The sequence below is a fragment of the Burkholderia sp. LS-044 genome (assembly GCF_004803625.1).
GTDB classification, from domain to species: domain Bacteria; phylum Pseudomonadota; class Gammaproteobacteria; order Burkholderiales; family Burkholderiaceae; genus Burkholderia; species Burkholderia cepacia.
Genome location: NZ_SSWO01000002.1, coordinates 573,944 through 600,767, shown reverse-complemented (window position 1 = coordinate 600,767; position 26,824 = coordinate 573,944). Strand labels below are relative to the sequence as shown.

Genomic DNA, 26,824 nt, shown 5'->3' with positions numbered 1-26,824 from the left:
CCGTCAGCCGCCGTCGTCAGCCCCAGTACGCCTGCCCGCCGTCGAGCGGCAGCGTCGCGCCCGTCAGGTACGCCGCGTCGCGGCTCGCCAGAAACACGATCGCGCGGCCGATGTCCTGCTCGCAGTCGCCTACGCGGCCGAGCGGAATCGTGCGGAAAAACGCGGCGGCTTCCTGCGGGTTCGCATCGACCCAGCCTTTCAGGCCCGGCGACAACGCGTGCGGTGCGACCGCGTTCACGCGGATCCCGTCCACGCCCCACTCGCAAGCAGCCGCGCGCGTCAGCGCACGAATCGCCTGCTTGGTCGCCGCGTACGCGCCGTAGCCGGACGCATCCCAGCGCACCGCGGCCGACGAGGCGAAATTGACGATCACGCCGTCGCCCTTCAGATGCGGATGGCACGCGCGCATCATGCGCAGCGTCGCGATCGGCCCAGACTCGAGCCCCGCGAGGAAATCCGCATCGGTTACGTCGAGCAGGCGGCCGAGCGGCACGACCTGCGCGTTGTTGATCAGGATCTGCACGCCGCCGAAGCGCGCAACGACGCTGTCGACGCATGCCACGATCTGCGCGGCGTTCATCACGTCGCACACGAACGGCTCGGCCACGCCGCCACGCGCGCGAATCGCCTCGCAGGTCGCAAGCAGCTTGTCGCGGGTACGACCGACTACCGCGACGTGCGCGCCTTCCGCCGCGAGCGCCTGCGCGACGCCCTGGCCGACGCCCTGCCCCGCGCCCGTCACGAGCGCGACCTTGCCTTTCAGGATGCCCATGTGCACTCCTTAAGCGACGATCGCCGGATGCGCCTGCACGGGCCCGCCGAGCAGTTCGCGATACGACGGCGGCTGCTTGCCGTCGAGATCGGCGATGCCGTACCGCAACGCGGTTTCCGCGCCGACGAGCACCTGCCCCGACAAAGCCATGCGCTGCGGATCGCCATGGATCGCGTGAATCACGCGGCCCGTGAATTCCGGGCTTTCCGCGACGAGCGAGAATTCCTTGTACAGATCCGGGTGTTCTTCCCACACGCGCGTCGTGCGCTCGGTGCGCAGCGGGCCCATCCAGATCGACACGGCCGCGACGTCGAACGGCTTCAGGTCGACGGCCATGTCCTTCGCGAACTTGTCGACACCGGATTTCTGCGCGCCGTATGCCGCCCCGTGCATGTAACAGCTCGCGCCGAACGACGACGTGAACGCGATCAGCCCGCTGCGACGCTTCACCATCAGCGCCGCCGCGTGCCAGCTCGCGACATAGGCCGAGCGCAGCCCGACATCGAGGATGTTGACGAGGTCGAGCGACTTCTCCCAGAACGGGCCCGGCTGGATCAGTTGATCGTGCAGGTAGGTCGCGTTGTTGACGAGAATGTCGAGCCGCCCGCTTTCACGTTCGACGCGCTCGAACAGCGCCTTCACCTGCGCGTCGTCCGCGTGGTCGCACGCCACCGCGATCCCGCGGCCGCCGAGCGCATCGATCTCGCGTGCGGTCTCGTGGATCGTGCCGGGCAGCGGCGCATCGCCTTCGTTCTGCGAGCGGCCCGTGACGTAGACGGTCATGCCGGCCGCACCGAGCGCGCGCGCGATGCCCTTGCCCGCGCCGCGCGATGCGCCCGTCACGACGGCGACCGGCGCATCGTGGTTCTGTGTCATGTTCGATGTCTCCTGTGGAATGTGCGCCATGTGCACGGCGCTAACGTGCGTCAGGCGGCCGGCGGCTGCGCACCGGCGAACAGCACGCCCGGCGCATCGCCTTCGTAACGGGCCGACAGCGTCGACGTGACGACGCAGCGCGTGCCCGCGATCTTCCATTCGCCGTCGACCTTTCGGTATTCGTCGTCGTAGTACGCGCCGAGCTGCGTGAGCGTTCGCGCGTTCGTGTCGATCACCTGGTAGTGCAGGCCCCACGTGCCGCGCGCATGCACGTCGTCGAGCACGTCGATCTCGGGATTCACGCCGTGATGCATCTCGACGATGTGCGGATGGCAGCCGAGTTGCACGAATACGTCGACGAGCGCGTCGCGCGTGTCGAACGTGCCGATGCGGCCGTAGTCGATGTGCACGTGGCCGGGCGCGAAGCAGTCGCGCATCCCTTGCGGATCCTTGCGGTCGCAGCACGTGAAGTAGCGCGCCTTCAGCCGGCGGATCGCGTCGGCATCCTCGAGCCGGCGCACACGCGCTTCCAGCGATTCGATGAGGGTCATCCTGTCTCCTTGTTCGGTGCCGGCGGGGTTCGATGGCCGCGTCGATGCCACGTTACCGCCGCGCGATGCGTCGGCCATCACCCGTTCGGATGAAACCGGCGATTCGTCCTCGCAGCGCCGGGCGCATGCGGACGGCGCGTTCGTCCGAACAGACGATGTGATGCAGGCGGCTTCGTTCCTACCATCGAACGACACCACCACGAGGCCCGGCGATGGACGACACGACCCGCACGCTCCACGAGTACGAGCAGATCCGACAGTTGAAGTACCGGTATTTCCGCGCGGTCGACACGCACGACTGGGCGCTGCTCGCGGATTGCCTGACCGAAGACTGCGAGGCCCGCCTGTACGGCGGCCGCTACGTGTACGACGGCCGCGACGCATTCGTGTCGAGCCTGCGCGAGCTGATCGGCAAGCCGACCTTCCTGACGATGCATCACGGCCATCACCCCGAGCTCACGCTGGTCTCGGCCGATCATGCGTGCGGCGTGTGGTTTCTCGAGGATCACGCGATCAATCTCGAGGACAACTACCTGCTGCACGGCACTGCGTTCTACGACGACCAGTACGTGAAACGCGATGGCGCGTGGCGCATTCACGCGACGCGCCACGAGCGCCTGTTCGAAACCGTCACATCCCCGATTCCGCCGTCGCTCACGCTGACCGCGAACCGGTTCGCGCCGGACGCACACCCGTCGGCCGGATCGCCCGAAACCGCTTCCTGAACCCCGGCGGCAACGCCGCCGATCCCGTCATTCCCCTCTGGAGCCGGAGCAATGGAGAAAGTCATTTACGTGTTGTGGCGCGACGCGCGGGCTGCGCCCGATCAGTGGAGCCGCACGGTGCGCGCGCAACTCGCCGACAAGCTGCTGTCCCTCGGTGCGCACGGCGTGCAGGTGAACGTCGCGGATGCGGACGTCGCGCCGGCCGCCGGCCTGAAGCAGACCAACACGCACCCGGGCATCGACGGGATCGTCGCGGTGTGGGTCGATAGCGCAAACGCGATGTTCCGCCAGCCGTTCGACGACGCGGTGCGTGCAATCCTCCCGCACATGGCTGCGTATCTCGTCACCGAATCGCAGCCGATTCCGAATACGCGCTTTCCGGCACGGCCGGGCGAGCGCACCACGGGCTTCTCGCAGCTCGCGTTCCTGAAGCGGCCGCCGCGCCTCACGCACGAAGCATGGCTCGACGTGTGGCACGGGCATCACACGCGCGTCGCGATCGATACGCAGGACAATTTCCTGTACGTGCAGAACGTCGTCGTGCGCGCGCTCACGCATGCGGCGCCCGGTTATGACGCGATCGTCGAGGAATGCTTTCCCGCCGCGGCGATGACCGATCCGCATGCGTTTTTCGATGCGGTGGGCGACGACGAAATATTCCAGCGCAATGTGGCCGAGATGATGGACAGCTGTGGGCGCTTCATCGACTTCGACAAGATCGATGTGCTACCGACGAGCCAGTATGTGGTGAAGGCAGTGCGGGGGTGAGTTCGGGGGATCGCGTGGGGCGATCCTTGCCGGCGCCGGGAGTTGTCGTTCGAGATTGCCGCACCGGCTTTCCCGGCCCCTTCAGCTCACTCGAACTTGCGGAAATCCACGTATTCCTTGACGAACTTCCCCGTCGACAGGAGTGCGCTTTCGATGTCCGCGATAACGGATGAGTTGTCGATCGACGCCGTCACGAACAGTCCCCAGATATCGTCGTCAATTTCATAGTGGCCCCGCGCGTAGGCCCAATAGCTGAAGTAGCGGTCGTGAAACAATGCGACCACGGGTTCATCAACGCCGTGCGGATGCGGAACCTCGACAGCGTGCAGCGCATCCTGCAGGATCGCGGCGACGCTCGGAAAATCCGCTGCACGATGATCATCGAGTATCTCGACCAGCAGATCACTGCCGTGAAATACCGGTCGAACACGGAATCGAATCAGGTTTGTCATGGCTCGTTTTCTGTTGTCGTGGCCCGGTATCGAACGACGGCTCGCAGCCGGTTACGAAAGCGGACACGCCGAACGGGTATTGGTCGCGTCGATGACGGCACACTTGCCGACGCCGGATTTCCGGTTACTCGAGCGCCTGCCGGATCGCCAAGGCGAGCCCGGCCGGATTCTCCCAGGCCATCGAATGGCCCGCGTTTTCCACGATGCCGACGTTCACCCCTTCCGCGGGAAGACGTTCTGTGTCGACATCGGGCAGCGAGCGTGCACCAAACAAAACGGTTCTCGGCATCTTCATCGAATGGAGCTGCTCGCGCCAGCTCGGATGACTGCCCTCGATGAGCGACACGGCACTTCGATGAACGGCGTACGGAGCACTGGCCGACATCGAAGCCGCCCAGATATCGCTGCCGCCGGCGGCGGATTCGGCGATCAGCGCGGCGTGCCCGGCTTGCACATATTCCACCTCTGTCATCGCCGCGATTTTCCTGCTGAAAAAGCCGCCTCCAGGCTCCAGATTGGGCTCGCCCAGCACGAGATGCCGCACCCGCTCACCGAGCTGCATCGATGCGGCGATCGCCACTGCGCCCCCCATGCTGTGACCGAACAGGTTGAGCGACGACAGCGCCAGATGATCAGCGAGTGCCACGATCGTTCCGGCATGCTCTTGAATGGTGTAGGAAAAGTCCACGGGCCGATCGCTGAACCCGAATCCAGGCAGATCGACCAGCACCGCCCGATGCCCCGACAAAGCAGGCTGTGCCATGACGCCCGGATAATCGCAGGAGGACGCGCACCCCAATCCGTGAACGAAGAATGTCGGTATCCCTTGCCCGGGGAGATCGTGATACCGGATTCCCCATTGGCCGTTCCTTATGGCAAAAGTCTTCATGTTCGATTTCCAGCTTTCAACGTTCAACGGCGGTAGCGGCTGTACCGCGCCCTGACATCGCTGTCGTGCCACGCGGATGCTTATATCAAATCGAGCGTACGCGTCGATACCCGAGAATCTACACTGACAGCCCCGCTTCCACGATATGGATCATGCATGGAATCGCCTGCCCCCTTCAGTGGTTCGAAGATTGCGCTCTTCAAGGACCGGGACATCCTCGTCTATCGACGTGACGACAAGCCCGACATCCCGTTTCCCGGCCTGTGGGACCTGCCGGGCGGAGGCAGGGAAGGTAACGAGACGCCCGAAGCGTGCGTGTTGCGTGAACTCCATGAGGAATTCGGACTGACGATACCGGGCAGCCGGATAGGTTGGTCCAGGGTCTATCCGTCGAGCCGACCCGATCGCCTGCCACACTGGTTCTTCGCCGGTTGGCTGAGCGCTGCGGAAATCACCGCGATCCGTTTCGGCAATGAAGGCCAGGAATGGACGCTGATGGATGTCGACACGTATCTGCAACTCACTGATGCCATCACGCATTTGCAGGCGCGCGTGACGGATTATCTGAATCGTTGACGGCGCACGATTGCCGGCGATTGACGTTTGTCCGTCGAATGTCGCGTGCTGCGCCGACGCCTGATCGATGCGTTCGACTGAAGCTGGTTGAAGTGACCATGCCCGCATCCCGACAGCAGACACTCGACGTCATTTGACCGGTGCCTGCTTCGATAAAGGCCGCCCTGACGGATCAACCGGATTCGACCGGAACTAGCGCCGATTCGCTGTCGCCGCATGCACGAACGCCGAAATTGCCTCCACCACGCCGTCCGCCAGCGGCAGATCCGGGTTCGAATAAGCGGCGAGGTTTTCCTGCAGCGCCGACGTGCGAACCGTCTTGAGCACATGATTGGCGTCGGCGATCAGCGCCATTTCGGCCCGCGGATTGGCCTGCTTCAGAAGTTCCGCGTCCTGTACGGCAACCTGGATATCCCGCGCCCCCTGCACGATGAGCACGGGCTTCATGTAACCGGCCAGCAGCGCTGCCGGATCGAGGATCAACTCGCTCATCAGGAAGCGCTGGACTTGCGGCCTGAACAACGGCATGAGTGCCGGGTCGATCCTGGCTGCGTCTACCCGTTCACCTGCCTCCAGGGATTCGACGATCGACATTGCATTGGCAAGAATCGGAGCATTTGCCGGGTTCGATTGCAGTTGTTGCCTCAACACAGGTCCTAGCGGGCGCCCTGCCGTCGATACCAGGATCAGGCCGCCGATGTCGTCCATTTGCCGGGCAGCCGACAACGCCACCCATCCGCCCTCGCTATGGCCCAACAGCCACACCCGGGAAGCGCCCGTCCGCGCGCGAATGGCGGTGACCCACGAACGGACGTCGGCCGCGTACTCGTCGATCGTGACGTCATCGGCATCCGGTATCGCCGACGCGCTGCCGTACATGCCGCGCTTGTCGATTCGAACCGACGCGATTCCTTCATCGCGCAATCCCTCCGCGAGCAATCGATAGGTCGACGCCTGAACCCCGTTCGGCGCGTTACCGTTCCTGTCGGTCGGGCCCGAGCCCGGCACGATCAGCACCACCGGGGCGTCGTCGGAACCCGGGGACAACAGCGTGCCTTTCAACGGGCCGGCCGGGCCCGGTGCTTCGATTTCCGTCTGCATGGTTTGTAAGGATCTCTCGAATGAAAGGCGAAAGCTATTGTGATGCTCGCGAACATCGCCGTCGCCATCGGCCCTGGCCGCGCATGAAACCCTCGACGTCTTCCTGGGATGGCCACGACGTCCTGGCAACACCGCGATCAATTGCCAGCGACGGAAGCGCTCGTTCAAGCCGTCGTACCTGGCCGACACCTGTCCGATGCAATTGACCGAGGCCGTCCCGCTCTTGCCCGTCAGTCACCCGTGAACCGGCGCGGCTGATATGTATTCCCGTTCCAGGTAAAACGCGCGGACTTGCCCGACCCGGCCTTTCCCTTGGGACGCACAAGGAGATCGTAGTGCCCGTTCGTCACGTGAGGACTGAACGACAGCACGTAATGCGTCTCCGTCGTATTTTCCGCATCACAGGAATCCCGCCGGGCATCGCCCGGCTTCCCGCGTTTTCCGTCGTTCTTCTCCTCACATTCCGCAGCCCCGTCCTTGTCATAGGTCGACCAGTCGGTTAGCGCGGAGAAGACGGGCGTCACGCGACCATCGCGATAACGATACAGGCTCAGTATCCCGGTCGAATCGCTATGTGCGGTCGACGTGTAGTTATTGCCGAAGAGCACGCCAAAGGCCGTTTCCTGCGCGCTGATCCGGTAGGGAATGACGTCCATGGCCAGGAAGGCACTCCATAACATCGGTGACGTATCGACGCGCTCGCTCCGATCGCTCGCGAGCAGGCGGAACCCTTGCCCGTCGCGGGTCAGCACACCTGTCCACAACTCCGCGTCGACGGTCTCGGTCGGGCGCTGGACCAATGCGGCCACGACCCAAAGCGGCCCGGAAGCCGATGGACCATGCGCCCATGGTGACAGCGCGACACCCTTGACACTGTCTGCCGGGGCCGGGTCCATGCCCATCAGGGTACGCAACGCAGCTTGCTGCTGCTCGTCGTCGGTCACGTTGCTCGACGCAAACGCGCAGTGCGCAACCAGCGCCAGGACGAGCGTCAGCACCGTTTGGATGCAAAAGTCGAGTTTCCTGCTTCTTCGGGCGCGTGAGTCTCGCCGCCCAAAGGATGAATCATCTCCGCGCGCTTCCCGCATGCCGATCGACATTGCCCGTGTTCTCCTCGTAGATCCTGTTTCCAGCCAGTTGCAAGCAAGTTTCGTCGCGTCAATGTCTCTGCGCCTGACTCGACGGGCTTCGACCGCTCGAGCCGATGCCAGAGGCGTCGAACCGCATCGCAGCGATTCAACTCATGGCGCCTTGGCCAAAGCCAGAACGGCCATCACCGCATCGTCCTCGATTCCCTTGATATCCGACGGGAACCGGTTTCTTTGCGGTATCAATACGATGAGCCCCTCGATCTGCGCGGTAACCAGCGCGGCTCGCCTCGCGAGCGCGGCTTGCGACAGCGCCGGGTTCACGGCCTCGATGAATCCGGCGATCACGCGCCGTTGAAACCCGTATCCCTCTTCGAGCATTTTCCGCGCGAACTCCTGAGTCTGCGCCAGTGCCCAGAAGTTCACGAACAGGCTTTGCGTCCGGGGCTGCTTGCCGTCCTCGAGCAACAACCTGACCACTTTCTCCAGGCGGCCCTCGGCTGTCAGCGACGTGTCCGCGCTGACACTGTCGTACGTATTGGCGTAGGCCTCCATCGTCGCGGAAAGGATGGCCTCGAAGATGTCTTCGCGAGTGGGGAAGTAATGTTGCAGGTTCGACAGCGCCAGGCCCGCCTTCGCCGCGACCTTCCGCATGGTCAGCCCACCATAGCCTTCGACGACGAAGATCTCGATCGCGCTGGCCATGATTTTATTCACCGTGTTCTTGCCGCGTTCGGTCAACACGCGTTCGTTATCGAGAGCCGCCCTCTTCAAGAAATCCTCCTGCTGCCCCATGAGCGAATGCCCGGCCGCATACCAACCGCCCCCGCTCGATACACCGGAAGCGGATATTTAGGTTGGTCGACCTGATTTTGTAAAGCATCGATACCCGACGCCGGATCGCGCCGATCGACTCGAATTTGCCGCCGGCTTCCCGGCGCCCGCTCTGCGGCGGGGGCCGAAACGCCGAACCTGACGGCGATATTCTACGCAGGTTTGGGAATCCGGGCAGACGAGAGGGTACCCATCGGCAAGCGGGCCTGTTCCCTGCCCGATGTCCGTATACCAAGCGGAATCATTGCTCATCTTCCACTTGTCTAGCCTCTCCTGCAAAACAGCCCGCTGTGGCAACGAGCGCGCTTCCTCACGTTGCTCGCGAAACTGCCGATCCACGCCTCCGGCCTCGCAGCGCTGAACCGGATGGCGGCAGCCGCGATCCGCCGCCCACCTCGCGCGTTCATCGCCGATGTTGCGCAAATAGGTCATGTGACATATTATCGTCTGCACGCACCGGCGACGGCATACGTCGCAGATTGCCCGGCATCGCTTAAAACGGGCTTCAGAGAATCGCTTCCTCTCGGGAAGCCGCACGGACGTTTTCGCGTGCGGGACTGCTGGCGTGTTCAGCGATTGAGTACGTAACCCCTTTTGTCCCGGCCGTCGATGTCAGCCGGTCCTTGATTATCAGGATTACTGCATGATTTCCAGAAGCGATCGACATGCCTGCATGGCCGGGAACCGATTTTCCCTGCCGGGCTCCGGCCATACACGAGCGGAAAATTTCGATGCCTACTGACGCCTTTATCGCCGGATTTCGTCACGAGATCCAGAACCGCGCGTTCGCCCTGCGTGCCATCGGAAGACTGGCGGGGCGCCTCGACGGCGATCCCCGCCAGCGTCTTTGGGCAGCCTATCTGAAGCTGGAAGCGTTCAATGCGCCGATTTATCGCGCTGTGGCGACCCGCTGGGGGATGGATGCTTCGCCGACGCTGGCGACTCGGCTGAAGGCATGGGTAGTGAGTTCAGTCCCGACGTGTCTGCTGAAGCCTTTCCTGAAGTACGTGTACGCGGAGACTATCGCCTACTGCGAAGCGTTGCGCCGCCTTCGAGACATCGGCCCCTCCGACGCGCGCGACTTTCTCGACTACATGGTCGATCAGGAGGAGTTCCAGATCGACATGATGAGGCGCTCGTTGAATGGTGACGATGCCGTGCTGGCAAGCCGCATCGACACGTTCATTCAGCAGCACAAGAGAATAGCTACGGATTCCGAAATCAATAGCCGGCGTCAGCAGGCGTGAGCCTCTGTCACCCGTGAAATCGGCCGCTTCGCCCTCGCAGTCATTCATCGGGCAGCGGCCGGATCTCCCCACATGCGAGCATCGCGATGGCATTCGATCAAACACCCCTGCTTCAGGCCAGGTCATTCTGGCAGCAAGCCTACGGAGAATATTCGCCCAATCCAGCGCTGATCGGGGATCTCAAGGTCGATGTCGCCATCATCGGCGGCGGCTTCACCGGGCTGAACACCGCGTTTCAATTCAAGCGGGACAATCCCAACGCTCGAGTCGTCGTGCTGGAGGCCGCCATCGTGGGATTCGGTGCCAGCGGTCGCAACGCCGGGTTCAGCACGAAGATGTTCGGCCTGGAGCCGGAACTGGTCCTGCTGCGCTGGGGCAAGCAAAAGATGATCGAAGCTCATCGCTACCTGCAGCTCGCCGTCGCGCATACCCGGCAGCTCATCGACGAACACGGTTTTCAGTCCGACTACTGCCATGGCGGCCTGGTTCGCGCGAGCTACACGAAACAGCAACTGGGCCGCATGCAGAAGACGTTCGAATTGTTCCAGAAGCTGGGCATCGACACGGACATGGCGTGGCGCAGCGCGCACCAGTTCCGGCAGGACTTCCATTCGGAACGTTTCGCGGGCGGCATCTACGAGTCGGACACCGGATACCTCAACCCCTGTAAGCAGGTCCGGTCGCTGAAGGCGCTGGCGATGTCGAGCGGGGTCTCGATTCACGAGCTGACACCCGTCACGAATCTGGAAAGAACACCGCGGTCGGTACGCATCGCGACGCCGCACGGCCGGATCGAGGCAGACAGGATCGTCGTTGCGACGAATGCCTATTCTCGCGACGTTCCCGGCCCTCCGAACCTGAAAGCGCGTCAATATCCGCTCTGGACGTATCAGGTCGTCACCGAACCCTTGAGCGCGGCTCAATGGGACAGCATCGGCTGGAAGGAGCGGCAGTCCTTCGGGGACAACCGGCAGATGCTGCACTATTTCAGGCCGACGGCCGATGGCCGCATTCTCATGGGAGGCGGGGACGCGATCAGCTACCGGACGGACTCGATGGAAGAGGTTCCCGCGCCCGCCGCCTGGCGGCATTGCGAGGCACACCTGAAATGGATCTACCCGCAGCTACGGAATACGCGCATCGACTATCGATGGGGCGGCCCGGTTTCCGTGACGATGGACATGGTTCCGGAGATCGGTTTCATCGACGACGAACGCATCATCTACTCGGGTGGATGTTTCGGTCACGGCGTCGCCCTGACGCACCTCAACGGCCGGACGATCGCGGACATGCTGAGCGGGAAGCAAACGGCCTTGACGGACTTCTGGATCGTGAACCGCAAATCGATGTCGATGAAGAGCGACACGCTGTCGTTCCTGTTCGGCAGGGCGGCCCGTCAAGCGCTGAAGACCTGGGACCGATGGGAGGAGCGAGGATTGACGAAGTAACGGCGGAGGATCCGCGCGTTCCCGCCCTGGCCGGCGGCATGACGCTGGCGCCGGAACCCCGTCGCGATTCCCGTCGCCCGAAATCCTCATTCTTCAACGGGCCGCGCGCCGGAAATTCCCCGACGCTCATCAACATTGCGCAACGCAACTGTTTGTCGATCCCCTTCCCACCCGTAGCGCCCTCCACGCCTCGCCCGCACGCATCTTTGCCACGCTCATGACAAAACGTCTATAATTGGACAATCCATCGACTGGCACGCTGAAGCATTCGCCCCCTGGCGCGCCTCGATTCCCCGGCCCCGCCTGCCCGGAGCGACATGAGCGACTACCCCGTTTTCGACACGCTTTGCGATCTGCTGAACACGTCCGGCGCACGATTCCGCGTGCTGGAACATCCGGCCGAAGGAAAATGCGACGCGATCGCCGCGCTGCGCGGCACACGCCCCGAACAGGGCGCGAAGGCAATGCTGTGCACGTTCAAGGACGGCGGCGACTCCACTGCGCTCGCGGTGATTCCCGGCCACCTGAAGATCGATTTCCGCAAGGTCGCCGATGCGGTCGGCCGTCGCAAGGCGACACTCGCATCGCCCGATCTCGCGGCCGCCGTCACGCGCTGCGTGATGGGCGCCGTGCCGCCGTTCGTGTTCGACGCCGGCGTGACGCTCGTCGTCGATCCCGCACTGGTCGAACACAACACCGAGATTGCATTCAACGCGGGCCGCCTCGACCGCTCCGTCGTACTCGACGCGGCCGACTACGTGCGGATCGCGCAGCCGCTGCTCGCCGACATCACGCGGCCGCAAGCGGCGAACGGCGAGTAACCCGCCCGCCGCCCGTTTCCTGGCACCGTCGCATCGATCCGAACCCCGAACGCGAAACCACCATGACCACCACCCGGAACAAGGCGCCGTCCGAGCAGGCATCGCTGATCGAACAGGTGCAGCGCATTGCCGAAGGGCTCGGCGCGATGTTCGCGCCGTTCACCGAAGTCGTGGTTCACGACCTGCGCACGCCGAAGCACGCGATTCTCGCGATCCACAACAACCTGTCGGGACGCGCAGTCGGCGATCCCGCGACCGAGCTCGGCCTCGCCCGCATCGCGGACGACGATTTCCCGCAAGTGCTCGCGAACTACCCGAACCGCTTCGCCGACGGCCGCACCGCGAAAAGCACGTCGATCGGCATCAAGGATTCGACCGGCCGCTACGTGGCCGCGCTGTGCCTGAACGCCGACACCACGCTGTTCCGCGGCTTCCAGGGCATGCTGAACCAGTTCTGCAGCACGGACGGCGAAGCCGTCGCCGAAACGCTCGACCCGGCCGGCGCCGACGCGATCCGGCAACGCATCGACGCATTCGCGATGCGCCTCGCGACGACGCCGCGCGAACTGAAGACCGACCAGCGCCGCGAGCTGATGCAGGCGCTGAAGGCCGACGGTTTCCTCGAAGTGCGCCGCGCGATGGAAATCGTGTCGCAGCATCTCGGCGTCTCGCGCGCGACCGTCTACAACGATGCGAAATGATTCCGGATTCCGGCGCGCCGTGCGCGCGGCGTCCCTGTTGACTGACCTTTCCGACCCCAAACGACCATGAACGCTCCGACTCTCCCCACGTACGACGACGTTGCCGCCGCCGCGGCCCGGCTCGAAGGCCATGCGCACCGCACGCCGGTGATGACGTCGCGGACGATCGACGAAGCGCTCGGCGCGCAGGTGTTCTTCAAGTGCGAGAACCTGCAGCGCATGGGCGCGTTCAAGTTCCGCGGCGCGTTCAACGCGCTGTCGCGCTTCGACGCGGAGCAGCGCCGCAACGGCGTCGTCGCGTTCTCGTCCGGCAACCATGCGCAGGCGATCGCGCTGTCGGCGCGCATCCTCGGCATTCCCGCGACGATCGTGATGCCGCAGGACGCGCCGGCCGCGAAGATCGCCGCGACGCGCGGCTACGGCGGCAAGGTCGTGACCTACGACCGCTACACCGAGGATCGCGAGCAGATCGGGCGCGATCTCGCGGCGCGGCACGGGCTCACGCTGATCCCGCCCTACGACCACCCGGACGTGATCGCCGGCCAAGGCACGGCGGCCAAGGAACTGTTCGACGAAGTCGGCCCGCTCGACGCGGTATTCACGCCGCTCGGCGGCGGCGGATTGCTGTCGGGCACCGCGCTCGCCACGCGCGCGCTGTCGCCGCACGCGACGCTGTACGGCGTCGAGCCGGAAGCCGGCAACGACGGCCAGCAATCGTTCCGCTCCGGCGCGATCGTGCATATCGACACGCCGCGCACGATCGCCGACGGCGCGCAGACGCAGCACCTCGGCAACCTGACGTTCCCGATCATCCGCCGCGACGTCGACGACATCCTCACCGCGACGGACGCAGAACTGGTCGACTGCATGCGTTTCTTCGCCACGCGTATGAAGATTGTGGTCGAGCCGACCGGCTGCCTGTCGTTCGCCGCCGTGCGACGGATGAAGGACGCGCTGCAGGGCAAGCGCGTCGGCGTGGTGATCAGCGGCGGCAACGTCGATCTCGAGAACTTCTGCACGCTGGTGTCGGCGTCGGCCTGACCATCGCGGCGCGCATGACCATTCCGTCCTCCGCGCCGCATCCCGCCGCATCACGCCTTCACGCCGCGTTAAGTTTCGCGCCCTAGACTGATTACGTTGTCCCGCAATCCGTCGCGCAGTCAGTCGTGAAGGAGCCACCATGAAAACGCACGCGATCGTCGCCGCCGCCCTGACGGCCGCTTCCCTTTCGGCGCTCGCTCAACCGGGCGTGACGTCATCCGGGTTTCCCGCCGCGTCGCCGCACGACGCCATCGCGCAAGCGACGCACCGCTCGCCCGCCGCGTTGCCGCACGCCGGCTTCGTGCTCGCGAAGATCGACCAGAACAATACGCCCCCCGATCGCGGCGGCGACCCGAGCGGCCGCACGCATTCCGGCACGCACATGTGACGGCCCGCGCCGGGCGCCGCTGCCGCCCGGCCCTCAGAACGACGGCAACGACGGATCGCGCGCGGCCAGAATGTCGTCGGTGCGCCGCTGCAGCGCGCCGTCGATCGTCTCCGGTTGCGGAATCAGCCAGTAGCGCCCGGCACGGATGCCGTCGAACACCCGCTCGGCGAACGCGTCGGGCGTGAGCCCGTGCGCGTTCAGCATCGAGCGCATCGTGTCGACGAAGCCGCGCACTTCGGGCCGGTCGTGCACCGCGCCGAACGGGTCGTTGAAGATGCCCGATTGCACGGGGCCAGGCGCAAGCAATGACACGCCGACCGGCGCACCGAGCATCTTCAGTTCTCCGTACAGCGATTCGGTCAGCGCGACCACCGCGAATTTCGTCGCCGAATAAGGCGACATCAGCGGGCTCGGCAGGAACCCGCCCACCGACGCGGTATTCACGATGCGCGCCGGCACATTGCGTTCGAGCATCCGCGGCACGAAGCTGCGGATCCCGTTCAGCACGCCGTGCACGTTGATCGCGAAGCTGCGCTCGAAGCGCTCCGGCGTGATTTCCCAGCTGAAGCCGGTCGCCATCACGCCCGCGTTGTTGAACAGCAGGTCGACGCCGCCGAAGCGCTGCCACGCGGCTTCCGCCAGCGCATCGACGGCTTCCGGCCGGCTGACGTCGGTCGGCACGCACAGCACGTCGGTGTCGAGCGTCGCGGCGAATGCGTCGAGCTTCGCCGGGTCGAGATCGGCCAGCACGACGCGCATGCCGAGCCCGGCAGCATGGCGTGCAAGCCCGCTGCCGATGCCGCTGGCCGCGCCGGTGATGACGGCGGTGCCGCCGTCGAAGCGAATCGGGTTCGTCATGTCGATCAGAGTCCTGTGGGGTCGATGTGGGGATGCGCGTACGCGGGAATCACCGGCGGCGGCAGCACCGTGCGGCCGTCGAGCGAATGCACCGCGAGCTGCTGCGCGAGCGGGAAATGCAGGCTGTGCGTGACGAGGCCGGTGCGTTCGCGCGCCGGCAGGCGGCACAGCGCGAGCGCGGTTTCCGCGAGATACGCGACATCCTCGGTCGGATAGCCTTCGGGGATGTAGCGCGCGGCGCCCGGCGTGCGGATCGCCGTGCTCGGCGCGACGAGATTCACCGCGATGCCGTCGGCTTCGAGTTCGGCCGCGAGCCCCTGCGTGAAGCGCGACAGCGCCGCCTTCGCCGCCGCGTAGACGGTCGCGCCGCCCGCACGCGAGAAATCGTCGAACGGGCGCAGCGGCGGCAGCGCCGTCACCGAGCCGACGTTCACGATCCAGCCGGCGCCGCGCGCACGCATCAGCGGGATCGCGGCCTGCGCCAGCGCGAACGGAATCCGCAGATAGTGTTCGATCGTCGTGTCGAACATCGTCATCGGCATCGCGTCGACGCACGCATAGTCGGCCACGCCCGCGTTGTTGACGAGGATGTCGAGGCCACCGGCCGCCTGCGCCGCGCGCCCGACGAGCGCGTCGCGCTCGGCCGCGTTCGACAGGTCGGCCGCGAGCGCGATCGCGAGACCGCCCGCCTGCTCGATCAGCGCGACCGTTTCGGCGAGCGTGCCGGCGGTCGTGGCCGATCGCGCGAGGCTGCGCGCCGTCACGACGACGGTCGCGCCTTCGGATGCCAGGCGCTGTGCGATCGCACGGCCAATGCCGCGGCTTGCGCCGGTCACGAGCGCGCACTTGCCGGCCAGTATGCCGGTTCGAATATCGGTCATCGTTGTCTCCTGTGATGGGCGTGCGGGCCGCTCAACCGGCGATATCCGCAACATGAAGCACCAGCTTCGTTTTCGCCTCGCCCGTTTGAACGAGATCGAGGGCACGGGCCGCCTGTTCGAGCGGAAATCGGTCGAAGCGCGGCACGCGCAGCGCGCGCCGCTCGAGTTGCGCCGCGATCCGGCCGAGCGTGGCGCCGCTCGGCATCCGGCTGTAGGTCATCGCGGTGCGCAGGCCGCGCCGGGCGGCTTCGGCGGCCGTCGCGGCCAGCCGCTGCGCGTCGCCCGGTGCGAGCGTCATGATGTTCACCAGCGTGCCGCCCGGTGCCGGCAGGTCGAGCGCGTCGGGCAGCGTGTCGCCGCCGACCGCGTCGAGCACGAGGTCGACCCCGCCGGGCGCCCATGCGCGCAGCGCCGCCGCGACGTCCCGCGCGCGATAGTCGATGCTTGCCGCGGCGCCCAGCGATTCGACCGTCTCGCGGTTGCGCGCGGAACACGTCGCCGCGACCCGCGCGCCGGCCTGCACCGCGAGCTGGATCGCGAACGTGCCGACCGCGCCCGCGCCGCCGTGCACCAGCACGGTCTGTCCGGCCTTCAGCCCGCCGTCGTCGAACAGGCCGGCCCACGCGGCGAGCGCGGGTGTCGGCACCGTGGCGGCTTCCGCGAGGCTCACCGCGTCGGGCACGCGCACGACCGAGTCGTGGCGCACCGCCACGTATTCCGCATACGCGCCCCAGCGCCCCGCGCCGACGTCGGTCTGCGCGAACACCCGCATGCCGGGCGCGAAACCGTCGACGCCGTCGCCGACCGCTTCGACCACGCCCGCAGCGTCGAAGCCGATCACGAACGGAAACGTGTACTGCATGAATGCGCCGAGGTAGCCTTCGCGGCATTTCCAGTCGGCGGGATTGACGCCCGCAAAGGCAACGCGGATCAGCACGTCGCCGGGGCCCGGCGTCGGTGCCGGCACGTCGGCCATCCGCAAGGCGTCGGAATGACCGGCGCGATCGATCAACAGGGCTCGCATCTTCGTGTCTCCAGGGGTGGTGTCAGCTTGACGTTCGCGCCGCATCACGCCGCCGTCTCGGCCAGCAGGCTCGACGCGAGCGGACAGAACGCATGCGAGATCGCATCGACCGTCCAGTCGGGGCTTTCGGCATCGAACCGGCGGTCGACCCAGCCCCAGTGATACGGATGCATCAGGTATTCGCCGAGCAGATCGCCGACGCGCGCGAATTCCTGCTGCCACACATGTGTCCATGCGCCGGGGGGCGCGATCCGGCTCAGGCGCCAGTTGCGGATGCCGGGCATGTACGCGGGCATGCGCAGCAGTTCGCGTTCGAGCGCGGCGACCTGCGCGGCGCCGGCCTGCGGCCGCACGCGCAGCATCAGCGTGCGCCACACGCCATCGCGCAGCGCGGGTTCGCGCAGGCCGCCGCCGATCGCGCGGCACACGGCGCCGTCGATGCGTACGACGCCCGGCAGTTGCGCGAGCGCGGCGAAATCCGCGGTGCCGTCGGTCGCCGAATCGTCGCGCAGCACGTCGAGCGTGTAGTCGCCCGCGCCCCAACTGCCGTCCTGGTTGCGCGCCAGCGCCACGCGTTTCGCCCCGGCCAGCGCGTGTGCCGCTTCGTGCAACGCGCGTTCGATGCCACCGGCGTCGCGATCCGCCGACACGAACACCTGTGCCGTGTCATGCCGCATGATCGACCTCCGTCAGCGCGGGCAGCGGCGCATCGGCGTCCGTCATCACATGGCGGCGGCGCACGTCGCACAGCGCGTCGACCGCCATCCAGAAACCGACCACACCGGCATCCGTCAGCGCGCGCATCCGGTAGTAGGCCGGCGCATCGGCCACGTGCCAGGTCAGCCACAGCGTGCTCGGCTGCCCCGGCACCGCGACGGGCGGCGACACCCAGTGGCCGGCCGCCGTCAGCCCGCGTGCCGCGTGGCCCGGCAGGTAGCGGTCGCGCAGCAGCGCAAGCACGTCGGGAATGCGCTCGGGCGCGAGCGTGATTTCGTCTACGATCTGGATCATTCGCGTGTCGTCCGTGGTCGTTCGTGACAGGGATCGGCGGCCGGCCTACGCCGTTCCGGCGAGGCCGCGGGCGGCCGGCGTGGATAGCATTCTTGCGTGGCGGCGATGAGCGGGCCCCTACCGGCCCGCTCACCGGCCCCTGTCGCAACGATCAGATCGGGAAACTCATGAAACAGCGCGCCATGCCGGCCCGCGGCCGCATCCTGCCGGGCCTCGGCGCGCGCCTGCTGAGCGAACTCACGCGCAGCGGCGCGCCGCCGGTCGACCGCGATGCGCAGCCGCCTCGACCGGCGGCGACACCGGGCGATTTCGTCGCGCTGTACCGCGACGCGATCGAGCGGCTCGAGGCGCGGGTCGCGCGCGGCGACGGTCACCCGCCGATGCGCAAGCGCGAAGTCGACCTGATGTGCCGCTGCCTGCTGAGTTGCGCGACGCTCGCCGACGCGATCCGCTGTGCGGCCGAGTTCTGCGAAATGCTGCAGCCGCGCGCCGGTCACCTGACGCTTGCGGTGCGCGACGGGCGTGCGCTGTTCCGGATGGATTCGCTGCGGCGTACGCGCAGCCCGGCCGCGTGCCTGGTCGACCTGACCGGGCTGTTCTGCTACCTGCAGTTGTTCGGCTGGCTGATCGGGCAGCCGTTGCGGCCGACCGACGTGTGGCTCGGCCATCCGCGCCGCGACGACGCGATGCCACTGCTCGGACTGTTCAATGCGCCGGTTGAAGTGGGTCGCAAGACCTACGGTTTCGCGTTCGATGCGGCGCGGCTCGCGTGCCGCGTGATCCGGCAGCCGGCCGAGCTCGACGCGTTTCTCGTCGATTTTCCGTTTCGCCTGATCGATGCGGCACCGGCCGTCGTGTCGTGGACGCAGCAGGTGCGCGGTTTCCTCGATGCGGCGCTCGCGCACGAACAAGCGTTGCCGGCGCTCGCCGAACTGGCCGCGTGGCTCGGCGTCAGCGAGGCGACGTTGCGGCGGCGGCTGATGGCCGAGCACACCGGTTATCACGCGCTGAGGGAGCAGTGTCTCGCCGAAGCCGCGCAACGCTGCCTGCGCGAATCGGACTGGCCGGTCGCGCGGGTCGCCGCGCATCTCGGGTTCGGCGGCGAGGAGGCGTTTCGCCGCGCGTTCGTCCGGTGGACAGGGGTCGCGCCGAGCCGGTTCAGGCGCGATCGCACGGCTTCGAACCGCCCCGTTTCATCAGACATGAAACGCGGCACCGACGCCTGAAAGAAAGGATTTCGAAAGGTCTTGCCCGGCAATGACGTTTTTTCGCATCCCTGCGTCGCCGGATATTTGACGCGGCGGCGCGCACGCCATTACCCTTGCGCGCTGATGGTGCCCGGAGACGGGATCAAAAGGGAACGCAGGAGAGGCCATGCCTCGAATCTGCGGCTGCCCCCGCAACTGTGAGCGGTGAATTCGTGCCACTGCGTGCCACTGGGAAACCGGGAAGGCCCGCACGAATGACGACCCGCGAGCCAGGAGACCTGCCATCGACCCGAGGTCCAGGCAGCCGCACCGGGCGGGGTGTCCCGGCGCGCCAGGCACCGCCGTTGGCGGTCGCCCGCTGCATGGACGGCCCGACCTCAGGATCCGCCCGATGTCCATTGTTACCGCATCCGCTTCCGCACCGGAAGCGCCGCGCCGGCACGCCGCCGGCCTGCACGGCCCGCACGCACGCGCGTGCCGTTCCCTATCGATTGCGTCCGCCGGCGTGCACCGCGCCGACGCCCGCGACACCGGCCTGCCCGGCCCGGTCGCGCGATAACCCGATCACCGATAACAAGACCGGTGCTGCGCGCCGCCCGTTCACGATCGACGCCAGCGCAGCCCGACGACAACGACAGCCTCATGAAGATTCGACACCTCCTTGCCACGTCCGCCGCGACCGCGCTTCTCTCGCCCCTCGCCCACGCCGCCGGCGACACCGCGGTTTCGCAACCGGCCCCGGCCGCCGAAGGCACCGACCTGCCGACGATCAACGTGACCGACACGCGGCGCCTGCCCGAGTCGTTCGACCAACGCTATGCGACGACCCAGGTGCTCACGCGCACCGATCTCGACCGGCTGTCGCCGAGCGACCCGAGCATCACGCAGGCGCTTGCGACGCTGCCCGGCGTGACCGTCTCGCAGAGCGGCGGCCCCGGTTCGTCCGCGTCGGTCAGCATCCGCGGCTCGTCGGCCAACCAGGTCGCCGTGTTCATCGACGGCATCCGGATCGGCTCGCCGACCACCGGCATCGCGCCGTGGGCCGACTTGCCGACCGAAGCGTTCGAACGCGTGGAAGTGATTTCGGGGCCGGCTGCCGCGTCGTTCGGCGCCAATGCGATGGGCGGCGTCGTGCAGCTCTTCACGCGCCGCGCCGCCAACCAGCCGAACCAGACGACCGTGTCGTTCGGCGGCGGGTCGAACAAGACGTTCGACACGCAGCTCCGCACGTCGGGCACGGTGCCGTCGACCGGGCCGCTCGCCGCGCTCGGCGGGCTCACCTACTCGCTCGGCCTGCGCTCGTACAACACGGCCGGCATCGACTCGACGCGGCCCGTGCTGCCGTACCATGAGGCCGGCCGCAACCCGTACCACGCGCAGGATCTCGATGCCCGCCTCGGCTACGCGCGCGACAACTGGTCGATCTCGACGTTCGCGCTGTATCACCGGTCCGATCTGTCCTACGACAACAGCGGTTATGCGAACCGCCAGCTCGATCATCAGCTGACGACCGGTATCGCGTTCCATCTCGACATCACGCCCGACACGCAGTTCGACCAGTCGTTCGGTTATGCGAACGATCGACAGTTCCTCTACGCGAGCGATCCGGGCATCCCGACCGACCAGATCAATTCGCAGCGCATCAGCACGTCGACGTCGTTGACGCATCAGGAACGCGGGTTCCACCTGTTCGGGCTGCCGCTGTCGGGCGAGACCAAGCTCGCGTACGACTTCACGCGCGAGCAGGCGTTCCTGCCGGTCGATATTCCGGACGGCATACCGACGCGCAACGATTCCGCGTTCTCGCTGCATCAGTCGGCGACGCTCGGCAGCGTGACGATGTTCCTCGCGGGGCGCCATGAAATCATCGCCGGGCAGTCGGTGAATACGGGTAACGCGGCGCTGTCGTGGGCGATCACGCCGGTGTATACGGCGCGCGTGTCGTACGGCAATGCGTTCAAGCTGCCGACGTTCAACGACCTGTACTACCCCGGCTACGGCAATCCGGGGCTCAGCCCGGAACGCAACACGTCGGTCGAGGCCGCGGTCGATGCGAACACGTCGTATGGTACGTTCACGGCCGCGATCTACGACACGCGGGTCACCAACCTGATCGCGTACAACCCGGCGACGTTCTCTCCGATGAACATCGGTCGCGCGCATATTCGCGGCATCGACCTGTCGTACAAGGGGACGATCGGCCGCTCGACGCCGGTGAGCGTCGCGGTCGGGATCCTGAATCCGCAGGACGAGACCAACGACTCCTGGCTCAGCCGCCGCCCGCGCCAGACGGTCAGCGTCAACATCGATCACACGTGGGATGAACTCCACCTGCATGCGTTGAGCACGGGGGCGTCGCTGCTTTACGGCGGCACGACGTTCGACGATCCGGCCAACTCGACCTATCTGCCGTCGTACCTGACGGTGGGCCTGCGCGCGTCGTACCGGATCAATTCGCACCTGACGGTGTCGGCGACGGTGTCGAACCTGTTCGACCGGCAGTACATGACCGCGTATGGATACAACACGCTTGGGCGGACAGCGTTCGGGAAGGTGAGTTACACGTTCTGACGGGTGGATGGGGAGGCCTCGGCGCGGTGGGCGGCAAGGTCTCCCGTTGGGAAGCGGTGTTCGATGCTTCCGTCACCGGGTATGGGAAACGGTATTGCGACCCAAACCCGTCGACAGGCTGGTGACTGCGGATCTGCCGTTCTTTCGGTCGCGCCACGGACGTCAATGTCCGTATCAACACTGTTAGACTGCGGACGCCCATCCCCGTGGATGTACTCACCATTCAGGACATCGACATGACCGAATGCACGCTAACGTTTTCCAGTCAGGTCGAATGGGAAAGCTGGTTAGGGGAAAACGGCAGCACGTCAACCGGCGCATGGCTGCGTCTCGCGAAAAAAGGCACCGGGCAGCGAACCGTCACCTACGAACAGGCGCTGGAAAGCGCCCTCTGCCATGGCTGGATCGATGGTCAAAAGCGGGCCGGAAACGACCAATACTGGTTGCAACGCTTCACCCCACGCACCGCAAAAAGCCTGTGGTCGCAACTCAACAAGGACCGGGCTGAAGCACTGATCGCCGCAGGCAGAATGCGCCCGCCCGGCATGAGCGAAATCGAGAAAGCCCGGAAGGACGGCCGCTGGAACGCTGCTTATACGTCGGCCAGCAACTCGACCGTGCCGGACGACCTGCAGGCGGCTCTGGACGCCAATCCCGGAGCCAGGAAATTCTTCGCAACCCTGAACAGCCGTAACCGCTATGCGATCCTGTATCGCATACAGAATGCCAAAAGGCCCGAAACAAGGGCGCGCAAAATCGGGGAGTTCATCGACATGCTGCTGCGTGGCGAAACCTTCCATCCATGAATTTTTCACCGACGGAGATTTTCCCGAACGTCGGGTATATGCCCCATCACGGCCGCTTCGGCTCGGCATCCGTCATCACACACTCGTTCCATTCTTCGGACTATGATGATCCGGCCGGCAGCCACGGGGCTGCCGGCCCACGCGTCCTCGATGCAGTTCACGTAACGCAACGCGCATTCCCGAGCGCAGCGACCGAGGTGAATCATGGATCAATACGAAGACTTCATCGTGCGCACCATGTCGGCCGACGAGGTGGCCATGTCGATCGAATGGGCGGCGGCGGAAGGCTGGAACCCCGGCCTGCATGATCCGTCCTGTTTCGGGGAAGCGGACCCGGCCGGGTTCTTCGTCGGCGTCTGGCGTGGCGAGCCCGTCGCGTGCCTCGCCGCCGTCGCCTACGACGAACGCTTTGGTTTCATCGGCCTCTACATCGTGAAACCCGGGTTTCGCGGCAAGGGCTTCGGCATCCGAATCTGGCAGCACGGCATGCGTTACCTCGCCGATCGCAACATCGGGCTCGATGGTGTCGTGGCCCAGCAGGCGAACTACCGGAAGTCCGGATTCGCGCTCGCGTATCGCAACATCCGCTATCAGGGGCGCGTGGACGGCATCGGGTGCGCGCACGTGACAGCCGCGGCCGACGTACCGTTCGAGCAGTTGCTCGCCTACGACCGCCAGTGCTTTCCAGCGGCACGCGCGCGTTTCGTCTCCGCGTGGATCGCGCAGCCGGATGCCGTGGCGCTCGTGACCGTCGACGCCGGCCGTATCGCCGGATACGGTGTCGTGCGCCGCTGCAAGGCGGGCTGCAAGGTCGGCCCGCTGTTCGCCGACGACGCTGGCGTTGCCACCGGGCTGTTTCGCGCGCTGGCCGCGCGCATGCCCGGCGAGGTCATCGTGCTCGACGTGCCGGAAACGAACCCCGCAGCCGTCGCGCTGGCGGAACGGCACGGCATGACGAGCGTCTTCGAAACCGCGCGGATGTACACGAAAAACGCGCCGCCGATTGCAATCGATCGCGTGTTCGGGGTGACGTCGTTCGAGCTGGGGTAATCGTCACGAACAGGGCGGACGCCCAAGTCGCTACGCGATGCAACGTCAGCAAGCGTGGCTGGGTAATTCCGCCCTCTACGGCCCTTGTACGGCAGGTACGGGCATCGTGCGGGCATCAACGGGCCACCCGTCGGAACGGGTGATGCGCAGACGACGCAGATCCCGATCGCCGCGACAGCCGGGTGGATATGGCTTACATGCCCGGCACATGTTTGTCTCCGCTTCCTGACGCACGACACCCGACCAAAGCGGCCATCCCCGATCACATGAAGCCATAGCGCTTCGACGCACCGGAACATGTCACCCCAATGGCGCACAGGCAGAACCGGCACGCCCGGGAAATTGACAATCCCGCCAAACCTAATACAATTAGCCGCTTGACTAACTTAAATAGCATCCGTCATGGCACGCGCCGGCATCACTCTGGACAAACTCGTCGAAGCCGGCGCACAGCTCGCCGATGAGACCGGCTTCGAGCACCTGACCGGCGCAGCGCTCGCGCGTCACTTCGACGTCAAGCTCGCCAGCCTGTACTCCCATGTCCCGAGTTTCGACGACCTCAAGAGCCGGATCGCACTCTTCGCGCTGAGGGAACTCGCCGATCGCGCAACCGAAGCACTGGCCGGCCGTACCGCCAAGGACGCGCTGACAGCGCTCGCCAACGTCTATCGCGACTACGCGCGCGAGCACCCCGGCCGTTTTGCAGCCGCGCGCCACCCGCTGAGCGTCGAGCGCGCCACTGAAAGCGCCGGCGGCCGGCTCGTCAGGATGACCTCGGCCGTGCTGCGCAGCTACGACATGCCGGAAGCCGAGCAGCCGCATGCGATCCGCCTGCTCGGCGGCTTTTTCATGGGCTACGTCACACTCGAAAGCGCCGGCGGGTTCTCGCACAGTGCACCGGCTTCCGACGCGTCGTGGTTGCGCAGTCTCGATGCGCTGGACGTGATGCTGCGCCACTGGCCTTGCGCCGCATGACTCGCCCAACGGAGCTGAATCGATGAAAGACCAACCCGACGGCGTGGTCCTGCCGAGCCGTGTCGTCCCCTTCCCGGCCTCGATCAGCGAAGAGGCGCGAGCCGCGTTGCAACGGCTGGTCGGCAGCGACGGCGTGCCGCTGAACGCGCTGCACGTGATGCCTGCCCCGGACGATTTCGACGCATGGATGCGCGTGAAGGCGGCCGCTGACGCGCACTACGCGGCGGCCATCGAGCAGCTCGGCGGTCATCTGCGTTCAAGCGTGGAGACGATCCGGGCCGGCGCTGCGGACGTGCACGTCGCCACGCCCGAGGCAGTGGCTTCCGGCGAATGCGCGTACATCGACCTGCATGGCGGTGCGCTGGTTCTCGGCGGCGGCGCCGCATGCCGCGCCGGCGCGCAGATGCAAGCCGACCGGCTCGGCATTCGATGCTACGGCGTCGACTATCGCCTGCCGCCCGAACATCCTTATCCGGCCGCACTCGACGATTGCATCGCCGCGTATGCGTACGTGCTGGAGCGCTACGCACCGAAAAACATCGTCATCGGCGGGCGCTCGGCGGGCGGCAACCTCGCCGCCGCGATGGTGCTGCGCGCCCGCGACGAAGGGCTGCCGCTGCCGGCCGCGCTGGTGCTGCTGTCGCCGGAAGTCGACCTGACCGAATCCGGCGACAGCTTCGAAACCAACCGCCTCGTCGACGTGGTGTTGCCGACGTCGCTGATGCCGAACAACCTGCTCTACGCGAACGGCGCCGATCTCGCGCATCCGTATCTGTCGCCGCTGTTCGGCGATTTCGCTGCCGGTTTCCCGCCGACCTTCATCCAGAGCGGCACACGCGACCTGTTCCTGTCGAACGCGGTCCGCCTGCACCGCGCATTGCGGCGTGCGCAGGTGCCGACCGAGCTTCACCTGTTCGAAGGCATGCCGCATGGCGGGTTCATGGGTGCACCCGAGGACATGGAACTGGGCCAGGAAATCGCGCGCTTCGTGCGTGCGCATTTGCCTGCATTGAATTGAATCCGTCGAGCGTCAGACGATGAACGGCAAACCCCACAAGGACGACATCGGCATCGGCCCGGATCGCTGGATCGAATTCGGCGATCTGTCGGGCGGGCAGGCGCAGGCGGTCGCGATCGATCCCTGTCTGGCCGGGGTCATGTCGTTGATCGATGCACTGGAGACGGACTGTGTCGCCGCATGCTGCGGCATCGACGCATTCGGTTTCTGGCCGGACGAGATCGCGGTTGCCGTGAGCACGCTCGATCGCGCTGCGCTGGCACGGCTCGCCGACGATCTGCTGTCGGTTCAGCGTGCGATCGACGCGTTGCCGTCCGATCTCGTCGTCAGCACGCGGATGAACCAGTTTTTCAGGAAGGCGGTGTTACTCGAGTTGCTCGCGCATATCCGGACGACTATCGACGCGATCCGGTCGCAGCGCGATGCGCGCGACGCATCGACCTAAATGACGCCGCGCACGCCCGCGACCACCTGAATCACGCCGAACCCCGCGACGACCGCGGCCGACACGCGCGACAGCCCGTGCATGAACGCGAACGACATCCGCGTGCGCAACGCGGCGGTCGTACCGCTCAGGCACAGCCACCACGTTGCGGAGCCGGTGAACACACCGGCGACCATCAGCGCCACGGACGGCCACATCGCGCCTTCCCGCGCCCCCGACAGCGGGCCGAGCGCCGCGAAGATCCCGACGAACGACAGGATCGTCATCGGGTTCGACAGCGTCAGGCCGAACGTCGTCAGGAAATCGCGCAGGACGGTCGTGCGCGGCAGGTCGCGTTGCGCCGTCGACTCGGCCGGCGCCTGGCGCGCGATGGTCCACGCCAGCCACACGAGGAATGCGCCGCCGGCGATTTTCAACCCGACGGTCAGCATCGGGAACGCCGTGACGATACCCGCGATGCCGAGCGCACCGAGCAGGCCATAGATCGCATCGGCGCACGCGGCGCCGACGCCCGTCGCGAATCCCGCCTGAAAGCCGCGGCTCAGGCTGCGCTGGATGCACAGCATGCCGATCGGGCCGACCGGCACCGCGATCGACAGCCCCATTACGACGGACTTGATGAACAGCATCGCCTGCTCCTTGCGACATATGACGCGTTGAACAGGCATCGTAGGGAAAGTCCGGTCATCGCTGAATGCG

The 26,824-nt window shown here is 66.1% G+C and carries 31 protein-coding genes and 1 riboswitch; of the genes, 17 read left to right on the top strand and 14 right to left on the bottom strand.

Features of this window, described 5'->3' with window-relative positions:
• Positions 1–16: 16 nt before the first annotated feature.
• The 3 genes from E9536_RS07910 to E9536_RS07900 are packed head-to-tail and all read right to left on the bottom strand — an operon-like array spanning position 17 to position 2,199.
• Positions 17–772 carry an SDR family oxidoreductase gene (locus tag E9536_RS07910; RefSeq protein ID WP_136469648.1) on the bottom strand — a complete coding sequence of 252 codons (756 nt, stop codon included), beginning with the start codon at positions 770–772 and terminating at the stop codon, positions 17–19.
• Between the two features lie 9 nt (positions 773–781).
• On the bottom strand, positions 782–1,648 hold the full coding sequence (locus tag E9536_RS07905; RefSeq protein WP_136469647.1) for an SDR family NAD(P)-dependent oxidoreductase: 867 nt from the start codon (positions 1,646–1,648) through the stop codon (positions 782–784).
• A 50-nt stretch (positions 1,649–1,698) separates the two neighbouring features.
• Positions 1,699–2,199: a nuclear transport factor 2 family protein gene (locus tag E9536_RS07900; protein ID WP_136469646.1), complete on the bottom strand. Its 501-nt coding sequence runs from the start codon at positions 2,197–2,199 to the stop codon at positions 1,699–1,701.
• 212 nt (positions 2,200–2,411) lie between these two features.
• On the opposite strand from E9536_RS07900, the gene E9536_RS07895 reads away from it, so the two are divergent.
• Together E9536_RS07895 and E9536_RS07890 are read left to right on the top strand one after the other, a co-directional pair.
• Complete coding sequence (locus E9536_RS07895; protein WP_059697292.1) at positions 2,412–2,924, top strand: nuclear transport factor 2 family protein; 513 nt, start codon at positions 2,412–2,414, stop codon at positions 2,922–2,924.
• A 51-nt stretch (positions 2,925–2,975) separates the two neighbouring features.
• Positions 2,976–3,692 carry an EthD domain-containing protein gene (locus E9536_RS07890; RefSeq protein WP_136469645.1) on the top strand — a complete coding sequence of 239 codons (717 nt, stop codon included), beginning with the start codon at positions 2,976–2,978 and terminating at the stop codon, positions 3,690–3,692.
• Between the two features lie 86 nt (positions 3,693–3,778).
• On the opposite strand, the gene E9536_RS07885 is transcribed toward E9536_RS07890, so the two are convergent.
• Both E9536_RS07885 and E9536_RS07880 read right to left on the bottom strand, forming a co-directional pair.
• Entirely contained in the window at positions 3,779–4,144 is a 366-nt protein-coding gene (locus E9536_RS07885; protein ID WP_136469644.1) for a hypothetical protein, read from the bottom strand.
• Between the two features lie 124 nt (positions 4,145–4,268).
• Positions 4,269–5,033, bottom strand: coding sequence for an alpha/beta hydrolase (locus E9536_RS07880; protein WP_136469643.1), 765 nt, complete (start codon positions 5,031–5,033; stop codon positions 4,269–4,271).
• A 156-nt stretch (positions 5,034–5,189) separates the two neighbouring features.
• On the opposite strand from E9536_RS07880, the gene E9536_RS07875 reads away from it, so the two are divergent.
• Positions 5,190–5,609: an NUDIX hydrolase gene (locus E9536_RS07875; protein WP_136469642.1), complete on the top strand. Its 420-nt coding sequence runs from the start codon at positions 5,190–5,192 to the stop codon at positions 5,607–5,609.
• Between the two features lie 192 nt (positions 5,610–5,801).
• Here the strand turns inward: E9536_RS07875 and E9536_RS07870 are convergent, their stop codons facing one another.
• The 3 genes from E9536_RS07870 to E9536_RS07860 form a co-directional block, all read right to left on the bottom strand.
• Positions 5,802–6,710 (bottom strand): alpha/beta fold hydrolase, encoded by a 909-nt coding sequence (locus E9536_RS07870; RefSeq protein WP_136469705.1) that lies wholly within the window; start codon positions 6,708–6,710, stop codon positions 5,802–5,804.
• A gap of 230 nt (positions 6,711–6,940) precedes the next feature.
• On the bottom strand, positions 6,941–7,810 hold the full coding sequence (locus E9536_RS07865) for a hypothetical protein (RefSeq protein ID WP_136469641.1): 870 nt from the start codon (positions 7,808–7,810) through the stop codon (positions 6,941–6,943).
• Between the two features lie 141 nt (positions 7,811–7,951).
• The gene (locus E9536_RS07860) at positions 7,952–8,593 is read right to left on the bottom strand and encodes a TetR/AcrR family transcriptional regulator (protein WP_136469640.1); all 642 of its coding nucleotides are present in this window, start codon (positions 8,591–8,593) and stop codon (positions 7,952–7,954) included.
• Between the two features lie 770 nt (positions 8,594–9,363).
• On the opposite strand from E9536_RS07860, the gene E9536_RS07855 reads away from it, so the two are divergent.
• The 6 genes from E9536_RS07855 to E9536_RS07830 all read left to right on the top strand — a co-directional run bounded on the left by E9536_RS07855 (position 9,364) and on the right by E9536_RS07830 (position 14,278).
• The gene (locus tag E9536_RS07855; protein ID WP_059492184.1) at positions 9,364–9,879 is read left to right on the top strand and encodes a hypothetical protein; all 516 of its coding nucleotides are present in this window, start codon (positions 9,364–9,366) and stop codon (positions 9,877–9,879) included.
• An 86-nt stretch (positions 9,880–9,965) separates the two neighbouring features.
• The gene (locus E9536_RS07850) at positions 9,966–11,327 is read left to right on the top strand and encodes an FAD-binding oxidoreductase (protein WP_136469639.1); all 1,362 of its coding nucleotides are present in this window, start codon (positions 9,966–9,968) and stop codon (positions 11,325–11,327) included.
• Positions 11,328–11,644: 317 nt separating this feature from the next.
• On the top strand, positions 11,645–12,148 hold the full coding sequence (locus E9536_RS07845) for a YbaK/prolyl-tRNA synthetase associated domain-containing protein (RefSeq protein WP_136469638.1): 504 nt from the start codon (positions 11,645–11,647) through the stop codon (positions 12,146–12,148).
• 62 nt (positions 12,149–12,210) lie between these two features.
• Positions 12,211–12,849, top strand: a complete 639-nt coding sequence (locus E9536_RS07840) for a PAS domain-containing protein (RefSeq protein ID WP_021162168.1) — start codon at positions 12,211–12,213, stop codon at positions 12,847–12,849.
• A 66-nt stretch (positions 12,850–12,915) separates the two neighbouring features.
• Positions 12,916–13,890, top strand: a complete 975-nt coding sequence (locus E9536_RS07835; protein ID WP_027791681.1) for a threo-3-hydroxy-L-aspartate ammonia-lyase — start codon at positions 12,916–12,918, stop codon at positions 13,888–13,890.
• Between the two features lie 139 nt (positions 13,891–14,029).
• Positions 14,030–14,278: a hypothetical protein gene (locus tag E9536_RS07830; protein WP_136469637.1), complete on the top strand. Its 249-nt coding sequence runs from the start codon at positions 14,030–14,032 to the stop codon at positions 14,276–14,278.
• Between the two features lie 33 nt (positions 14,279–14,311).
• On the opposite strand, the gene E9536_RS07825 is transcribed toward E9536_RS07830, so the two are convergent.
• Genes E9536_RS07825 through E9536_RS07805 form a run of 5 tightly spaced genes read right to left on the bottom strand, consistent with a single transcriptional unit; the run spans position 14,312 to position 18,052 of the window.
• Positions 14,312–15,136, bottom strand: coding sequence for an SDR family NAD(P)-dependent oxidoreductase (locus E9536_RS07825; RefSeq protein ID WP_059677260.1), 825 nt, complete (start codon positions 15,134–15,136; stop codon positions 14,312–14,314).
• Between the two features lie 5 nt (positions 15,137–15,141).
• Positions 15,142–16,017, bottom strand: a complete 876-nt coding sequence (locus E9536_RS07820; RefSeq protein ID WP_136469636.1) for an SDR family NAD(P)-dependent oxidoreductase — start codon at positions 16,015–16,017, stop codon at positions 15,142–15,144.
• Positions 16,018–16,048: 31 nt separating this feature from the next.
• The gene (locus E9536_RS07815) at positions 16,049–17,041 is read right to left on the bottom strand and encodes an NADP-dependent oxidoreductase (RefSeq protein ID WP_136469635.1); all 993 of its coding nucleotides are present in this window, start codon (positions 17,039–17,041) and stop codon (positions 16,049–16,051) included.
• Between the two features lie 44 nt (positions 17,042–17,085).
• Entirely contained in the window at positions 17,086–17,718 is a 633-nt protein-coding gene (locus tag E9536_RS07810) for a Dabb family protein (protein ID WP_136469634.1), read from the bottom strand.
• A complete protein-coding gene (locus E9536_RS07805; protein WP_134255826.1) occupies positions 17,708–18,052 on the bottom strand; it encodes a hypothetical protein in 345 nt (114 codons plus the stop codon). The genes E9536_RS07810 and E9536_RS07805 overlap by 11 nt, the downstream gene beginning before the upstream one ends.
• 167 nt (positions 18,053–18,219) lie before the next feature.
• Here E9536_RS07805 and E9536_RS07800 point away from each other — a divergent pair, with 167 nt between their 5' ends.
• The 8 genes from E9536_RS07800 (at position 18,220) to E9536_RS07770 (ending at position 26,125) form a co-directional block, all read left to right on the top strand.
• The gene (locus tag E9536_RS07800; RefSeq protein ID WP_136469633.1) at positions 18,220–19,278 is read left to right on the top strand and encodes an AraC family transcriptional regulator ligand-binding domain-containing protein; all 1,059 of its coding nucleotides are present in this window, start codon (positions 18,220–18,222) and stop codon (positions 19,276–19,278) included.
• An 89-nt stretch (positions 19,279–19,367) separates the two neighbouring features.
• Positions 19,368–19,561: riboswitch (cobalamin riboswitch) on the top strand.
• A gap of 90 nt (positions 19,562–19,651) precedes the next feature.
• A complete protein-coding gene (locus tag E9536_RS41355; protein ID WP_168799509.1) occupies positions 19,652–19,819 on the top strand; it encodes a hypothetical protein in 168 nt (55 codons plus the stop codon).
• 83 nt (positions 19,820–19,902) lie between these two features.
• On the top strand, positions 19,903–21,831 hold the full coding sequence (locus E9536_RS07795; protein ID WP_136469632.1) for a TonB-dependent receptor: 1,929 nt from the start codon (positions 19,903–19,905) through the stop codon (positions 21,829–21,831).
• Between the two features lie 236 nt (positions 21,832–22,067).
• Complete coding sequence (locus E9536_RS07790; protein ID WP_136469704.1) at positions 22,068–22,637, top strand: YdeI/OmpD-associated family protein; 570 nt, start codon at positions 22,068–22,070, stop codon at positions 22,635–22,637.
• 204 nt (positions 22,638–22,841) lie between these two features.
• A complete protein-coding gene (locus E9536_RS07785; RefSeq protein WP_136469631.1) occupies positions 22,842–23,687 on the top strand; it encodes a GNAT family N-acetyltransferase in 846 nt (281 codons plus the stop codon).
• 402 nt (positions 23,688–24,089) lie between these two features.
• The gene (locus E9536_RS07780; RefSeq protein WP_021164256.1) at positions 24,090–24,662 is read left to right on the top strand and encodes a TetR/AcrR family transcriptional regulator; all 573 of its coding nucleotides are present in this window, start codon (positions 24,090–24,092) and stop codon (positions 24,660–24,662) included.
• A gap of 22 nt (positions 24,663–24,684) precedes the next feature.
• Positions 24,685–25,680 carry an alpha/beta hydrolase gene (locus tag E9536_RS07775; protein WP_136469630.1) on the top strand — a complete coding sequence of 332 codons (996 nt, stop codon included), beginning with the start codon at positions 24,685–24,687 and terminating at the stop codon, positions 25,678–25,680.
• Between the two features lie 19 nt (positions 25,681–25,699).
• Positions 25,700–26,125, top strand: coding sequence for a DUF6331 family protein (locus tag E9536_RS07770; protein WP_059683668.1), 426 nt, complete (start codon positions 25,700–25,702; stop codon positions 26,123–26,125).
• Here E9536_RS07770 and E9536_RS07765 read toward each other — a convergent pair.
• Positions 26,122–26,754 carry a LysE family transporter gene (locus E9536_RS07765; RefSeq protein WP_136469629.1) on the bottom strand — a complete coding sequence of 211 codons (633 nt, stop codon included), beginning with the start codon at positions 26,752–26,754 and terminating at the stop codon, positions 26,122–26,124. The genes E9536_RS07770 and E9536_RS07765 overlap by 4 nt on opposite strands.
• Positions 26,755–26,824 lie beyond the last annotated feature (70 nt).